Here is a 16,422-nt window from a genome sequence, read left to right on the forward strand (position 1 = left end):
TCGCTAGAGTTGACGGCGCCGGGCCCGGACTACCGTGCCCGGTGGACGGGCGTGACGATCGGCGCGCGTCAGCGCGTGGCAGGTACCACGGGAGGGCTCGGCCCGACGACCCGCGCCATGACGGTCGGCAAGCGGCGTGTCCGGAGCGTGTATGACGGCCGGCACCCATGGCGATGATCCGTCCGGCAACGCGCTCGCCGGACTGTTCGACACCGCCGTTGTCGCAGCCCTGCGCACGACGTTCGGTGACCGACTGCGACAGCCCTACATGCGCTGGCAGCGCGTAGGCTACAGCGGCGCCGTGCTCTCGCGAGTCCTGTACACCCGGCCAGACGGTGGCGACGACCACCTGATCCTCAAGGTGCTGCCGACCGCCGAGGAGGCCGGTGAACCCGACCGGCACAACCGCGCACGGGCGTTGGCCCCGGACTTCGCCGACCGACACATGGTGCTTCAGCCCTTTCCGCCGCTGGACCTGCCCGACGGACGTCGCATCATGTTCCAGTCGGTGGAGGAGGATCTTTCGAACACTGACACTCTGGACAAGATACGGACCAGCGACCTGCCCGGGGCTTGTGCGGCCCTGGTCCGGCTGCTGCTCGTGGACTGGAATGGGGCCGACGGCCGACAGGTTCTGCGGAGGCCCGCGCCCACGGTCGCCCAGTATCTGCGCGACGAACTGCGCGACGCGTTGTCCCCCGGCCGGACGGCGTACACATGGGCAGACTCCCGCCATCTCCTGTCGCCCGACGACGACTGTGTCGAGATGCCTGACGAGCCGGAGCCACGGCTGTTGCCCAACCCGGTGACGGCCCTGCGCCCGGACTCGGCACTCGGGTCCGCCACGGTCGAGAACCTGATCGGCCACACCCACGGGGACCTGCACCAAGGCAATGTGCTCGTCCCGCTGCGGGGCCGGCTCTCGCAGGCTGACGGACGTGCCGCGCTCCGCCTCATCGACCTCTCGCACTATGCGTCCGATGCTCCCCTGAGTCGCGATGTCGTCGCGCTGGTGCTGTCCCTGTGCGGCGACCACCTGTCGTCCTTGGAGCACGGAACCCGGCGCGGCGAGGGGGCTGAGGACCTGATCGAACTCGTCCTCGACCCGTGGCGGGAGGAATCCTCCGGGCTGCTGCCCCAGAGCCTGGACGCCTCGGTCCGGGCCGTCCACCGCACCTGCCACGACATCCTGCCGCCGAGCCATCGCGAGTACTGGCATCTGCAGTACCTGCTGTCGGTCCTCGCCGGCGCCCTGGTCCACCTGTCCTATGTGAAGCACGGCGAGTGGGGCCGCTGGTGGTTCTTCCGGCTGGCCGCGCGGGCGGCGCACGCGGTATTTCGGGCACTGCGCCCGAATGCCCGACTCCCGGCCAACCCCTGGCGCCCACCCCTGATCTGCCGCTTCGTTCCCGGCACGGCACATTCGAAGAAGCCCGCCGAGGCGGCGCCCCGGCCGATCCACTGGCTGTCGACGACCGCGTACGGACTGCTGACGGCCCCCGGAGGGCTGGTCGGGCGACAGAGGGAGACGGATGCCGTCCGAGCCTTCGTGTCCGGCTCCGGCCCGGACACCCCCGGGGCGCTGGTGGTGCGGGCGGTGGGCGGCATGGGCAAGTCGGCCCTGGTGTGGAGCTTTCTCCAGACCGGCCTCACCGAAGTGCAGCGGCAGGAGCACAGCGCTTTCGACATAGGGGTGTGGTGGTCCTTCTCTGACCTCGGCGGCGAGGCAGGGGCCCTCGTCCGCTCCCTCGCCACGCTCGGCGGCCCGACTTCGAACGCTCGGACGGACTCCGAGCTGTCCCGTGCACTGTCTGTGGTGCAGAACCGTCGCTGTCTGCTGGTCCTCGACGCTCTCGAACGGCAGTTGCCGGTCTATCAGAGCGGCCAAGCACGGAGTCGGCCCGATGCAATCGGGCGGTCGGCCGGAGCCGGCGAGGAAGACGCCGGGGCCGGCAGCGGAACCGGTGAGGGTGGCCTCGGCCTCGGTATCGTCGACGAGCGGATCGTCGCCCTGATCCGGAGTGTGCTCGACGGGGGCGAATCCAGGCTCCTGGTCACCACCCGGCTGGTGCCGCCGCTGCTCGAGGAGTCACGGAAGGTCGCCCACCTCGATCTCGGGCCTCTGGACACCGCGGAGAGCAGCCTGCTCAGCGGACGGTTCGGGGTATCCGGCGACCCGGTGCTGGCCACGGAGATCGAGCGGCTGACCGGTGGTCACCCACTCCTGACGCAGATCGTCTGCCGTGCGTTGGGCGCCCGCCTCGTCGCTCCGAGCGAACTGGCCACGGCCGTCGCCCACAGCAGCATCCCGGAGCACGTCACCGACGAGGTCGCCGTGGCCAGTGCGGCGGTCCTCGACATGGTGGTCACCGCCCTGTCGGACCGGGAACGCCGAACGGCTCACGTGGCAGCCTCCGCCGCCTACGCCTGGACGACCGCTGAGGTGCACGCCATGCTGCGTCGGCTCGGCTACGCGGCCGAGAGCACCGACGCGACGGAGCACACGCTTTCCCGGCTGTTCGGCCTAGGGCTGATGGGAAGGGTCACTGACGGCTATGCTCCCGACCGCTGGTCGATGCATCCGGTCGTCAAGGCGGCGCTGGCACGCGAGGGTGATGCCGGATCGGTCTCCCTGGCCGTTCTCACCGAACTGCGGGCCAAGGGCGCGGACGTGACGCCGCCGCGCGTGCGCGGACTGGGGGACCTGCGTGGCCCGCTCGAGTTCTTCCACGCGCTGTGCGACCGGGCCGACGCCGACCCTGCGCTCCCCGGCGTCTACGACGAGGCCGGGTCGCACTACCTCCGCGCACTGCACACGCCCCTCACCTTCTCGATCCGCGAGCACCAGGAACGGATGACTCTGCTCAACCGTCTGTGGCCGCGCGGCATACGGAGCGACAGCCCGTTGCGCATCCCCCAGATCCGGACCGGTGTGCACAACGCTGCCGCCATGACCTATCAGTGGCTGGGACACAACACCCGCGCCGCCCAGCTACTCCGGGAGGCATTGCACACCCCCGGTCGCGGCGCCGACCCCACGGCGTGGAGCAACCTTGCTTCCGTTCTGCTCTACACCGACGCTCTGGAAGAGGCCGGCGACGCCGCGGTGACCGCGGTGCGTCACGCGCTGGCCAATTCTGCGGATACCTCGGTGCCCCTGACCTACCTTGCCCTGGTCCTGGCACAGAGCGGGCGTCCGGTGGAGGGGGTCCTGCGGTTGCGAGACCGTCTTGGCAGTGCCTACCCGACACCGGAGTGGCTCGCCCTGCGGGACGGCGATCTGGCACGGTGGGTGGGTGAGCCCGAGCGGGCACTGCGTTTGGGAAAGCGGTCCCTCACTCTGGCGAACACCCGTCGCAACGGTTACATCGCCCCGCTCATCGAGGCCGCCCGCCTCACCGGACAGTGCCTGGTCGAGGTCGGACGACGGAGCGATGCTCTGCCGCTGCTGGAGCAGGCATTGAGCCGCACCCGGCAGTTCGTCCTGGTCCAAGAGGAACTGCCGATCCGTGTCGCGCTGGCCCGTGCGTATGCGCCCAGCGACCCACAGCGGGCGCTGCGCCTGCTGGCCGAGGGCTTCGACCACCGTGGGGAGGGCGAGTACCGTTGGTTCACCGCCGAGGCCCACGCGACGCGCGGGGAGATCCTGCGCGACCTAGGCCGCCCAGACGCGGCGGAACGACACCGCGCCCGGGCCCTGGCGCTGGCGTCCGAGCCGACGGGATGGGAGTACGCGCCGCTGCTGCGCCGGCTTAAGCCCTCCCTACTCGCGGACGGTGAACGCCCGCTGCCGGCGCAGGTGTTGGCGCTGCTCGCCGAGTGGGCCTGAATCACCGCACTGGCGCGCCCCTCTTCACCATTCGAGGCGTCGAAAGTGGACGGGAAGGACTGCCCCGGATGTAGGTCCTGCCCGATCAAGGGAGCCTTCATCCCTGACTCTGTGCGCGGCTCGCGCCCGTCAGGCCGTCGGGTCGGCGGCCAGGCGATCCAGTTCCCGCATCGCCTGGACGAAGTCCTCTCGGTCATTGTTCTGGAACCGACGGAAGAACCAGTCAGGCACCCGGACCTGTTGCAGCCGAGTCTGGAGGAGCACATCCTGGACCTGCCGGGCCAGGTGGAGCAGCTCAGGCACATTCTCTGCGGGACACCCGCGCGAAACGTGTACACGCATGGCATCCATGGCCACCGCCTGTGCGTGTTCACGCGCCCCGGCAGTGTCCCACTGCGCAGCGGCGGTCTCCACCCCGAGCAGGAGAAGTCCAAGGGAAGGCACGAACCAGTGGAGCAGCAGGTCGGACACCGTCATCGAGCCTGCCAGCCCTGTCACCACGCCACCCAGGCACCAGACCAGCAGTGCGTACGTGATGGCCGTTGCGTATCGTCGACGCACCCGGGCGCCCCAGCCGAGGGTCTGCAACTGGCAGGCGAGAACGTCCAACGGGCGCTGCAATGCGGTGGCTTCATAGAAGTAGTCGTGCAGCCGTTCCTCCGACGCTCTGAACCCACGCGCCACGCGGCCCACCTCCTGGGCGGGGAGCGCCGAGCCACCCCCGAGAACGGTGTTCCAGGGGAGCCCGAGCAGCCGTACATCGAACATTTCCTGAAGCAGGGCCGCCCGCCGTATCTCCGCAATGCCCCGAAACCGCGCGCCCGCCGTGTAGGCGAGGGCCCACAACAGACCCAGCAGCGTGCCCGGTGTCTCCAGGACTGGTACGAATACACCTGCCACGCCGGTCGCCGCCAGGAGCAGCGAGAGCCAGATACGCGCCAAGGCAAGCCGCTTGGCCCGGCTGTGTGAGACGGATGCCGCCTTGAGTAAGACCAGCAGGTCGGGGTCGTTCTGCCGCTGGAGAATCGACGTTCCCAGTGCTGCCAAGGTATGTCCCCCGATGTGTTGATGCGGCGCCGCGGGCCCATGGCGGTCGGCCCGGCGGCGTACCGACCGCGAGAGGAGTCATGCCCAGACGGTGCCACCCGCATGCGTCAAAAGGCCGCGTCTGCAGTATCTCGGGACAATGGCCCAGCGCTGCGGGGACGCAGCAGGACGGAGTTCAGAGAGCCCGTACCTCCAACCGCCCGTCCGTGCTGAGCAGTGCGATCAGCCTGCCATCGCGGGACAGGGCGACATCGGCGCCGGTGCCGGACTGTTCGAGCTGGGTGCCGCCGTCCATGGTCGGGATGGACAGCCGTCCTCTCCTGAGCCAGAACAGTGTTCCCGTCTCGGTGCAGACCAGACGCATGCCCTTCGCTCCCAAGGCTTCTTTGCTCTCCCGATTGGTGAGCTTGCGGCTGTACACCTCCGACCCGTCGCTGGTGCGCCATACGACGACCTCCTCGAAGGTGACGCAACCGACGAGGCTGCCTGAAGGCGAGACCGCGAGCTGCAGGCCGGGATCAGGGGTCGCCTTCTGCATGAACTTGGGCAGAAACACTAGGCTATTGGCCACACTCCGTCGAAGGGGCTCCTGGCCACGGGGGTAGATGTACACCTCGCGTGAACTGGCCATGGCGACGACCGAGGCGTCGACACTGACCGCGCTCGCCGCCATCGAAGGCGGGCACGACAGGGTCTCGATCGGCGTCCCGTCCTCGAAGTTCCGTACGGTCAGCTCGTGTCGGTTGTGGGTGGCGAACACGTCCCCGCCGCTGGTCACCAGGAAATGCTCACCATTGCCGAGGGGGACCGGGGGCCGGGGGATCGCCCCGCTGCCCTGCGGAAAGTGTGTGATCTCCAGTTGCTTCGGGCGAGCAACCAAGACAGTGTGCGTCAGGGACGCAACCAGTGATTGATGGCCTAGCTGTAGGCGTGGGGCGCGCCCCGTGGTGCCGGGCAGTTCGCCCCCAGCAACGGTCCAGCGGCGCACACCTCCCTCGCTGTCAATGGCCATCACCGTGTCATCGGGGCCGAATCCGACCACAGCCAGGGCGTCCGGCGCCCCCGTGTGTGTATCCCACAACCGCCGCCGAGGCACCACGTCCGGAACGAACTCCGCTGCCCTTTCTCGTGCGGCCTGGTTCACCTTTGCGAAGCTGGCAGCCAAGGAGAAGGAGTCCTTGCCAAGTTCCAGCGGCCAGGGCCTGGCCCCGATGCCCTTCTCAGCGCTCCGGAACAGCACCTCCCCGCCCGCGTGCGCCGCGAGACGGGCGAACCAGGTTCGGCCGGCTTCGCTGATCTTCGTGTACGTCGTGAAGCGCAGGGCCGTCGCCATGAGCGAGAGCAGGAACTGCCGTTCCCACGGGTCGCCCCAGCCCGTCATCGCTTCACGAGCGGCGTGGCGGACTGTCGCCACCAGTTCGGCCGTCTCGGGGACAATCCGCGCGCGATGGGCGGCATCCGGGTCCACGATGAATCGCAGGAGAGCATGACGCTGATCGTGCGGCAGCTCCTGCTCGTGATCTAAGTACGGCACCAGAGCGGACAGCAGTAGGGTGGCCACGTCGCGACCGAGATCCGCGCTCATGTTGAAGGTACACAGATCGATGAGCCGGTACGCCTGTGGCTGCACCAGCTTTTCCTCTCGGGGTACGAGAATGTTGTCGAGGTGAAGGTCACCGTGGCCGAGTCCCCGCAGGATCGTAATCAACGGATCCGTGAGCGCCGAATGCCTTCCCTCGACGAGCAAATACGGATTCGGCAGCCGCATTCCATCGCTGTACAGCCAGGGACGTGAGGGATCCAGGACGCGCAGCTCCTGACCAAACGCCTGGAGGGAACCGCCGCCTGTCCACACATCGTTGAGTTCACGGCGAAGGAACTCGGACACCGTCATTCGCTCGAGACCGGCGCTCTCCAGTACGTTTTCGTTCCACTCGGAGAGCAATCCCTGGACAACCGCCTTGACGACCGTTTTCCGTTCTTCGTGGGGGAGGGCCCCTGCCGGGAACACATCGGTCAGTCTGTCGCCGGCGACTTCCTGGAACATCACCGCCCTGCCGTCCGGAAGGTCCAGTGACGGATGAGGCTGATCGACCAGGTGCTGCTGTGTGAACGTGCCGGAGGCTTTCAAGGCTTCCGTATGAGCGGATACCTCCCTTCCGGGCGGTCCAGCGCAGATCACCTTGACGACGAGTTGCTGGCGCGGGGGCGCGACAAGGGCGATGAACAGGACGGCGCCGTTGTAGCTCGTGCCCGGCGAAGTCCACACCGGCCGTCGCAGGTGCAGATCGGACCAACCAGTGTCCTGAGCCTGACGCAGGAGACCGTCGACGACCTCTTGCCCACAATGTGTGGTGATCCACTGAAGGTCTTCCTGGGGGATGCGCAGTGGCACCGGGGGAGCCTTTCGGAAAAAGCGTTTGGAGATGGTCCAGCGTGACATGAGGCGGGGTCGCGTGAAAGTGAGGTGATCCCCGGAGTGTGGACACAGCGGTTCATGCTGCGAGTTGGAGTTTAGCTGTCTTACGGTGCTTGTGTTCGAACTCCAGCGGTGAGTGGTAGCCCAGCGCGCTGTGGCGTCGGTGGGTGTTGTAGTAGGTGAGCCACTGGAAGATCTCCAGCCTCGCCTGCCTCATCGTCGAGAACAGCTTCCCGTGCATCGTTTCTCGCTTCAGTCCCTGCCAGAGGCTCTCGGCCAGGGCGTTGTCATAGCTCGAGCCGACCTTGCCCATGCTCCTGCGGATGCCATGCTGGTGGCAGACTTGGGCGAACGCGGCGGACGTGTATTGCGATCCGCGGTCCGCGTGGAAGATCACTCCGTCGGCTTGCCCGCCGCGTGCCGCGACCGCGGCATGGAGCGCGTCGATGACGAGCTCGGCCCGCATGTGCGGGGCCATCGAGTAGCCGAGGACCCGGCGGGAGCGGATGTCGATGACGCAGGCGAGGTAGATCCACGCGGCTCCGACCTGCACGTATGTGATGTCGCCGCACCATTTCTCGTCCAGCGTGCCGGCCGCGAATTTCCGCTGGACCAGGTCTGGCACTGGCGGCGCGAGGAGGTCTGGGACAGTGGTGCGCTTTTTCTTCCGCAGGTGGCGGCCGATGATGCCGTGCTTGCGCATCAGCCTGGCGACCCGTTTGCGGTTGACCGTGTCCGAAGCCGCGCAGCTCGGCGTGGACCCGGAGCGCGCCGTAGTTCCCGCAGTGTTCACCATGGATTTCGCGGATCCGGTCCGTCTGCGAGCTCCAACCGGGAATCCTCGAAGATCCAGTCATCGTCCAGATCTTAGTTGTTGATCCGGTGCTGCTGGATGTCAGCGCGTACGGTCGGGAGTTGGCTGTTCTCAGCCGTGGGTTGGTCCAGGTCGTAGAGGTCCTCCAGGAACGTGACCTCGTCCAGCTTCCCCCACCAGGGGCTCGATATCCCGCGCAGGTAGTCGAAGATGTCGTGCCGCGTCACCGTCGTGATCGATGGCTGCGGGTGTGCCGAAGCGGGATCGCTGGATGTCATGGGTCTGAGGATGAAGGACAGAGCGTCCAGGTACGGGCAGATCGAGATATTTCTCCTCCCCAGCCCCCGACGAGATGCCAGGCGGAGCGCCGCAGCAGGACCCCGACCGCGAGCCGCTCACGACCCCCACGCGGACGACATCGCCCCAGGTGTCCGCTGTCCCCAATCTCTCGGCTCAAAAGAGCAGCATCATGACCCGGGACCATGTTCCCGACCGTCCACCACCGCTAAGCGCACCGCGTCACCGACGCCCTTCCACACGACCACTAGAACGGAAGGACTCCGGCCGGGGGCTTCATGCGTCCGGGAGGAGACCGCCGTGCCCACCGGGCACGTGACTAGGCATTTCCCGGACCAACGCTTGACCTTCGACCATGTCGATCCGTCCCTGCCACAGCTCCTCTCGGGCCAGAGAGAAGAAGCCAAACCGGTTGCCGGCCACCTACCACCGCACCCACGGCATTCGCTACTTCCACGGCACCCGTGGCGAGTCAACCCGCCCCGACGAACACGACCGGAGCCAGGCAAATGCTGTGCAGCGGCCGTCCGACCGAGACCGTCGCATTCGACCTCAGGGGGTGTCCTGGCGGCTCCTGTGGCGGGAGCACCTCACGTCTGATGGCGGGACACGAGGATCAGGGGTCGGCCCGAGAGGCAGTGACCACGCTTTGCGGATGGTGTCGATCAGAGGGCGGGCGCTGTAGGGCGATATCCCGAGTTCCTGTCGTGCATCGGCCAGCCGTTCAGGATCGCCGTCCTGGCCGTGCTCGGCTGCGAGTTGCGTACGGCGCTCGAGTCCTTCGGTGCTGAAGATGTCGAGCAGGGTGAGTGAGAAGTAGGCGTATGTAGACGCTTCGTCGATGAGTTGGCGTGCGTCGCTGCTGAGATCCGGATCGTCTGGTGGTCTGTGTGATGGGTCGTCGGCGGTCGCGGGGTGGGGTCGGGGGGCGTCGGCGTGAAAGGCGAAGTGGTCGAGTGTGCGCAGCACGTCCGTTTCTACGCATGGGCAGGGGTCGCGCAGGTAGCTGCTGAGCGTGCGGAGGGAAGCGAGGACGTTGTTGGTGTCGTGCGTCCACTGCTGTTTGCTCAGCAGGGTGCGGAAGCCGGCGAAGGTTTCCGCGAGTTCTTCCAGGATGAGGTGCCGGGAGATGTCTGTGAGTTCGTAGGATTGGGTTTTGTCCTGTGTCTCGCGGAGCTGCAGTCCGTAGCGGAGCAGGTCGCGCAGGATGCCGCCTGATAGAGCGTGGGCGAGCAGGATGTGGGGGTCTTTCAGTCTCTGGGAGCGCTTGGCGAGGATGGCGCGTGAGTCTCTGAGGGTGCTGGGTTGGACGTGGATGATGTCGTCCAGGGAGCTGTCGGTGGCGTCCCGGTGTGGCAGGCCTCTGCGGACGAAGGCGGCTCCGACGTCCTCGGCAACCGAGATCAGGTAGTGGACCAGGGGAACGCCGAGGATGGCCTTGATCTCGCGGAGGAACGCGAGCGCATCGGTGTCCGCGCCCAGGCGGTCCACTTCGTCGATGGCGATCACGACGGTCTTGCCCGCTCCAGTTCTTTCGATGGCGATGTGCTTGAGCAGTTCGCGGAATTCTTCGACCAGTTCCGGGTAGTTCGGGGGGACTGTGGACACGGAAGCGGAGTGGTTGGTGCCCAGACTCAGTATCTGGGCTGTGCCTCCGGTGGTCAGGCCGTGGGTGGTCTGCTGGATCGTCTGAAGACGGTAGAGGTGGCTCTGGCACCGCGTGACTAACTCGGGTTCCTCTGGCTGTGGGTGCCAGTCCCCCGCTTTCGATACCAGGACTCCGGCGATGATGCCTGCCAGCCGCAGTGGGTTGTCCGGGTCCGCCAGGAAGGAACGCATCTGCGGGTTGGTGATGAGAAACAGGAGCAGGTATATCCCGGCGGCGGCGGCGATCGGGCGGAAGATTCTCTCCAGGTGGATGCGCCACCTTCCGAGGGGGAGCTCGACTCCGGAATCACGGGCGAGGCGTAAGACCCACCACACGACCAGCAGCGCTCCTGCGTAGCCGACGGCCTGGTAGAGGGCCTCGGTCTGGGCGTTGTGGAGGTGCCGGGCCTGCTGGCGGATCTGTTCATCCAAAAGGACCGTGGCAGCGGATGCCCAGGCCAGGAGGAGCCCGATGGGTCTGATGCCGCGCATCCACAGGCGTCCCAGCATGCGTGGTAGCCAGGCAGCGTCCCTGGACTGCCACCAGGCGATCCCGCCGATCGTGACGGTCAGGCTTGCGACGACGGTGTGGCCTTGCCAGATTGTCGCCATGTCGTCGCGTACTGCGTTGGTGTACGTGCGTGCGACGTCGAATAGGGACGTGGCGTACCGCTCGTACAGGGACCGCACCGAGGTTGACAGGCCTAGCACCACCAGGGCGGCGGCGGGCACCGCGAAGGAACTCCACCGAATCAATCGCTTGGCCTGGTTCTTCACTCTCCGCAGTAGTCTGCGCGTGGGCGACAGCCGCGCGAAGCCTGTGGGTTCATAGCCCAGGTCGCGCATGTACTTCTCGCACAGCCGCACCGACAGCGACAGCAAGAAGTCATGCGGAGCATAGGTGGCTGGCGCTTGGACGATCACACCGAAACCGGCCTTCTTGACGCACTGCTCCAGCAGCGTCGTTTTGCCTGCACCACGTGGGCCGCAGACGGCGATGGTGCCGTCCTCAAGTTGCGTGAGCTTGCGCTCCAGTTGACGCCTGGCGCCGTTCTCGACGATGTAGCCCGGGGCTCGAGGCGCGCGCAGGCCCCATTCGAAGTCGTCGGGGATGAAGAGGGAGTCGGGGTCGTCACCGAGCATGTGGTGGACCAGATCGGCCACCACGGGCCCGGTGCCTCTCTCCTGTAGGTCTTCGCCCCAGCGTGCGGCGCATGCTCCTACCTCTATGCGCTGGACGAGCCAGGCAGCCGCCAGGCTGGCGGCTTTCAGGCACTGCCTCAGGTTGGGCCACGCCGAAGACCCGCGCCATATGAACAGCGTGATCATCGTGGCTGCTGTCACCAGGACCGCTATGAGCAGGGCGAGTAGGCCACCGAGTATCAACAGTGCCAGGGAGCCGATAACGATCATGGAGCAGACGACTCGCCAGTTCCACTCCGTCTCGCGTGCCGCTCTCTCGTGCCTGTCCCGGGCTTCGGCCAGTTCCGCAACCGCTCTGTCGAACAGGGGCGCTGGGCACCGGATGGTGGTGTACCGGCGGTATCTCGCCGTCCTCATAGCCTCCATGACAGCGCCACGGTCTACTCCGTCGCGTTTTCCGAACAGTCGCTCCGTCTCGGGTGCGTCGAGCGCGGCCCTCACGCACCGATGGTAGATCTCCGACTTGTCTTCACCACTGATGAAATCGAAGACCCTCGCTCCCCATAGCTCCAGCCAGGCATGCAACCGCCGCATCCGTCCACCTTCCCCCCAGTGCAGAACCTGCGGATGCTAACCCTGGGATCTCTACGCTCGAGAGCGTTCCACCGAAGGTGGCTCAGTTCGTGCGCATCGCTACCCACAAGTCGTCGAGCCGCGGGGATGGCCGAGCCAGGCGAACACCTCAGGGGCCCCGCAAACGCTGCGCGAAGTCAGTCCCCGCCCTCCTCGAAGCGCCAAGGAGCCGACTCCAGCGGTATCCAGCGCACCTTCATGTACCGCTCCCCCGGTTCTTCCGGATTTTGGAGTTCATCGCATCTCCTGAGCTGGGATGTTGCGACGACCACCAGAAGTCAAGACCGGGCTTCGTCGTGCTGCCCGAAGGACACCGTGTCCACGTACGAGGCCCTCCCCCGCTTCACCACCGAACGACACCGGTGCTTCCGCCGCATCATGCGTACCTTTGTCCACGACATCCGCACCGGCCGGGGCTTCCGCCCGGGCCTGCACGTGAAATGGGCAAAGTGCGCACGGAGCGGCGTCTACGAGCTCACCTGGTCCATGGGCACTGGCCTCGCCGGACGCGCAACGTGGCAATACGGCAGCCCCCGACGCCCCATCATCTGGCGACGCATCGGCACCCGCGACACCCTCACCGGCCCATGAACGGCCATGCCTCGAGCGGACGCTCTCAGGCGAGGGGGTGCCGGGTCTATACCCAGGTCCGGTCACTACGGACACGCGCACGGGTCAAAGGTACGTGCGGGGGCCACTCGTCGCGCACCTGACGTGCCTACAGTTTTGGTTTCACCGTCGGTCGTCTGTGATCGCCTTGCGGCCGAGGTCGTAGGCCATGCTGGCGACGCTCAGGGACACGAGCGGCCATATGAGTCCGGGGGTGGGTGGGATCTGGCCGCTGATCAGAGCTGTGACGAGCAAACTGTTGCTGAGAACCGCGGCGATGCCAGTTGTGCTGCCCCACACAGGCGCCCGTACTTCGAGAATCACCCGACCAGACTCTTGCTGCCTGGGCAGGTCACAGCGGCCGGCACGTGGAGGCGCCGTAGCTGGCGGGACAGTGGGGCGAGCGGCGTTGTTGCTGAGCGACATGACTTCTCCTGTTGAGCACGGGCAATGGGCCATCAGCTGGCCCAGGCTTGCCGGACTGGCTGTTGCTGATCCTGCTGCGCCAGGGGTGTTGCCAGGCAGGCTGCAACAGCAGCCAGTTGTTCTGGCTACAGACGGGCTGTTGCCGATGAGCCTGGAAACACCCGAAAGTGTCCGAACGCCGCACCCGCTCGCCATAGTTGTGCCTTTGGTGGCAACGCTCACAGAACAACGGGACGGGAAACATGGACGCCCAAACGAGGACCACGGGGCTGGCTGCGCTCAGCCCCGACCTATCCCCAGCGGTGAGAGCATTCGTCACTGATCTACGTACATACTTCGCCCGCCTGGACATCAGCGTCCGTGCGTACGCGGGGCGTCGGCACATGGATCCGGGGACAGTAAGCCGGTACCTCAACGGCAGCCGGCGCACGCCTTGGCCTTTCGTCAACACCCTGCTCTCTGATGTGACAGAGCACTGTGGGTCGCCGGTCACTGCGGATGCGATCGCGGGGCTCCGAAGGCTGCACGATGCGGTCAGTGCGGCCCGTCATCCAGGCACAGACCTGCAACGTCTGCAGGACCGCTTTCATGCGCAGGATGAAGTAGTGCGCCAGCTCCGGCTACGGGAGCGCGCCCTGCTGGAAGCCATTGACGACCGGCAGCAGCAGCTGGCACGCCGGTCTGTGGGACAGTCGGAACTACAGGCTGAGCTCGACGAGCAGCGGCACACGTACGCCACAGCCCTCGAGATGTGGCAGGAGCGCTGCGGCACCCTGATGCGAGCCAGCAGTACTCTGCAGGACGAGGTTACCGATCTGCGCCGTCAGCTGGCGGACACCAGAGTGGAGCTGCGGACGGCCGAGAAGCGCTGCCATCTGCTGGAGGACCAGCTTGATGCTGCCGAAGAGCTACTCAACGAGGGCATTTCCGGGGCGTCCCTCATGGAGGTCCTCGAAGCCGCGGACCGGACGGCTTCCGTGCCAGAACTGGTGCAGCTAGTCGGCGGGCTTGCCACTGGCCCGCGTGGAGCCATCGCAAGTGAACTCGTCACTTCGGTGAGTCGATGCCGCCCCGTGGCCGAGGTTCAGGCCCTGCTCGGTGCTCTCTACGGAGCAGGACTACACAAACACGCCGAAGCAGCACTGCCGGCCATGGTGGCCATGCGGCCGGTCGGTGACACGGCAGATCTCACCGGGGAGCTTCTGAGTGCCGGTCTTCAAGAACCTGCTGCCGCGCTTCTGCAGGCGTCCGTGGAACTGCACAATCCTGAGGGCCTCGCTGAACTGGCAACGATTCTCCACCGCCTGGGGCATCACGACGCGGTGCTGGTCCTACTCAGTGCCGTGGTGGCCTACCGTGACGTGCCAGTGATCCTGGCTGTCTTTGGCCTGCTGGCGGTTCCCGCCTTCGACGACACCTTGGTGCGGGCCGTTGCCTGCCCCGCTCAGGATCGCCCGTGTGGTGAACTCGCCGAATTGGTCATCGCCTTACACACTTCCAGCTTCGGATCCCTCGCCGATGCTCTGCAGAGCGCGATGGCACGTAGCCGTGTGGCCACCGACGTGGCGGAACTGATCGGCGCCTTGTGCCGGGCGGAACTCTTCACAGCTGCGGCCGCCGTCTTCTCCCAGACCCAGCAGCGCACCACAGGCCATCTCGTGTCGCTCGTGTCCGCCCTGCACACCGCAGACATGCACGACGCCGCCTCAAACGTGCTCTCGCATGCGCTCCACACTCGCCCAGCACCCGAGCTCGCCCAGTTGATCATCGACCTCAACGTCGCAGGCCGTCACAAGGACGCCTCCGACGCCCTGTCGTCCTGTGTGCGTGAGCGCACGCAGGACGACACCCACCTCTTGATGCACTACTTGAACCAGATGCACCCCGGCATGGACTCCCTCGCTCTGGTAACCGAGGCAGCCACCCTCTGCAGTCCCGAACACGCGGCTGACATGCTCGTCGCCCTCCTCGACGGCGACTTACACGACCACGCCAGCGCTGTCTATACCTGCACCACACAAGACCGCCCCACAGGACATGCCAGCGCCGGACTGCTCAGACTGCACACAGCCCGCCCCAACTACCTGACTCCTTCTGGCCTCGCAGCACAGGCCAGCACAGACTCCGCCTCAAGCGTGGTCAACCTCAGCCTCGCCCTCCACGCAGCGCATCTCAGCACGCATCTCGACGCCGTACTCGAAGCCGCCAGCTCCGAGCAGCCACCCACGCACGTAGCTGTGCTGCTGAAGAACTTCCAACGCCTTCACAATTCCAGCAGCGGCCAGTCCACTCGGGTCGCGGCGCGGCTCCTGAACCACGTCGTCCGCTCTCAGCCGCTTGATTACCACCTGGCCCTGATCGACGTGCTGAACAGAACCTCGCTCAACGAGATCGCAGACCAATTGGAGGACCGCATCTGTTCGATCTGGGGCACCCGGCTTGTGAAGCTGAGCCTGTATGCGCTGCAGTTCACTGGTAAGGCGGTGGTCCTCAAACCAACGCAGCAGCTGCTGTGGGCGGCCTTCCGAACAATCGACAGACTCATCTCCGGCGTCTGAACACCGACTCTCCAGACGCCCCCACCAAGCAAAACCGGCAGGGTGTGCTTGCGGCCCGGGCGGTGAGGTGCTGCGCTTCCTTGGCCTGCAAGAGGTCTTCCATCTGCTGGGGAGAGTCGACTACTCGGACGTGGAAGGTCCGCTCGTCGGCCCACTCGGTGGCGGGCTCGTCGGTGAGCTGCAGCAGGCGCAGGACCCACTGTTCGTAGGCGCGGCTGCCGCCGTTGCGAAACTGGCCGTTGAGGTCGATGTGGCGTGGGCGCAGGCCTCGGGCGGCGGCGGCCTGGTCGATCACTTTGCGGCTGCCCATCTCGCCGGGGCGTACGACTTGGTGGCCGTCCAGGAGAAAGACAGGGACGCCGGCCGCGTCGAGGAGTTCGTCGATCTGGCGTACCCCGCGGTGGCGGACGGAGTGGGCTCGGATGCGGTGGGCCTCGTCGCAGATCAGCGCGTCCAGTCCGTTCTTGGGGGTGTCGGCGAAGTTCATGAAGTAGGCGAAGAGCTTGCGGACGCGGGGGTTGTCGGTGCCGATGGCGTGGTGGAGGGTGCGGGTGAAGGACTTGGATCCGGTGGCGTGGACCACGGTGTGGTGGTCGTGGGCGAGGTGGTGCATCAGGTGTAGGGCGATGACGCTTTTGCCGGAGCCGGGGCCGCCGGTGACGATGAGGACTTCTTTGCTGTCCGCTTCGCGGGCCTTCTTGACCGTGCGACGGACCAGGGAGACAGCGACCTGCTGTTGGTCGAGCAGGACGAACCGGTCGGTGTGCAGGAGCTCTTCCGCGGTCGCGCGCAGCAGGGGACGGCTGGATGCGAGGGGGCTGTCGAGGAGTTCGTCGGCGGCTGCGGTGCCGTGGGCGGGTGAGAGGCGCGACTGTAGATAGGTGATCAGCTGATCGCGGGTGCTGTGCGTGAAAAGACGCCCGTGGTGGTCGGGTTCAAGGGCGAGCAGGTCGGCCACGCCGGTGGTATCGGCGTTATGGAGGTAGGCCACACCGGCCAC

Annotated in this window: 8 protein-coding genes and 1 pseudogene; 3 read left to right on the forward strand and 6 right to left on the reverse strand. The window is 66.4% G+C overall.

Annotated elements, in window-relative coordinates; translation table 11 throughout:
- The first annotated feature begins 151 nt into the window (after positions 1–151).
- A complete protein-coding gene (locus OID54_RS38180) occupies positions 152–3,829 on the forward strand; it encodes a tetratricopeptide repeat protein (protein WP_329028165.1) in 3,678 nt (1,225 codons plus the stop codon).
- A 129-nt stretch (positions 3,830–3,958) separates the two neighbouring features.
- On the opposite strand, the gene OID54_RS38185 is transcribed toward OID54_RS38180, so the two are convergent.
- The 5 genes and pseudogenes from OID54_RS38185 to OID54_RS38205 all read right to left on the reverse strand — a co-directional run bounded on the left by OID54_RS38185 (position 3,959) and on the right by OID54_RS38205 (position 11,613).
- Complete coding sequence (locus OID54_RS38185) at positions 3,959–4,876, reverse strand: S-4TM family putative pore-forming effector (RefSeq protein ID WP_329028167.1); 918 nt, start codon at positions 4,874–4,876, stop codon at positions 3,959–3,961.
- Positions 4,877–5,051: 175 nt separating this feature from the next.
- On the reverse strand, positions 5,052–7,271 hold the full coding sequence (locus tag OID54_RS38190) for a hypothetical protein (RefSeq protein ID WP_329028169.1): 2,220 nt from the start codon (positions 7,269–7,271) through the stop codon (positions 5,052–5,054).
- A gap of 100 nt (positions 7,272–7,371) precedes the next feature.
- Positions 7,372–8,104 (reverse strand): annotated as a pseudogene (locus OID54_RS38195) (IS3 family transposase); the annotation flags it as partial.
- Between the two features lie 58 nt (positions 8,105–8,162).
- Entirely contained in the window at positions 8,163–8,387 is a 225-nt protein-coding gene (locus OID54_RS38200; protein WP_329028172.1) for a hypothetical protein, read from the reverse strand.
- Positions 8,388–8,958: 571 nt separating this feature from the next.
- Positions 8,959–11,613: a hypothetical protein gene (locus tag OID54_RS38205; protein WP_329028174.1), complete on the reverse strand. Its 2,655-nt coding sequence runs from the start codon at positions 11,611–11,613 to the stop codon at positions 8,959–8,961.
- A 531-nt stretch (positions 11,614–12,144) separates the two neighbouring features.
- Between OID54_RS38205 and OID54_RS38210 the strand changes: the two genes are divergently transcribed.
- Complete coding sequence (locus tag OID54_RS38210; RefSeq protein ID WP_329028176.1) at positions 12,145–12,420, forward strand: hypothetical protein; 276 nt, start codon at positions 12,145–12,147, stop codon at positions 12,418–12,420.
- A gap of 827 nt (positions 12,421–13,247) precedes the next feature.
- The gene (locus tag OID54_RS38215) at positions 13,248–15,422 is read left to right on the forward strand and encodes a hypothetical protein (RefSeq protein WP_329028177.1); all 2,175 of its coding nucleotides are present in this window, start codon (positions 13,248–13,250) and stop codon (positions 15,420–15,422) included.
- Here the strand turns inward: OID54_RS38215 and OID54_RS38220 are convergent.
- A complete protein-coding gene (locus tag OID54_RS38220; protein ID WP_329028179.1) occupies positions 15,406–16,413 on the reverse strand; it encodes a DNA/RNA helicase domain-containing protein in 1,008 nt (335 codons plus the stop codon). The two genes, OID54_RS38215 and OID54_RS38220, sit on opposite strands and share 17 nt — an antisense overlap.
- Positions 16,414–16,422 lie beyond the last annotated feature (9 nt).

Source organism: Streptomyces sp. NBC_00690, assembly GCF_036226685.1.
Taxonomy (GTDB): domain Bacteria; phylum Actinomycetota; class Actinomycetes; order Streptomycetales; family Streptomycetaceae; genus Streptomyces.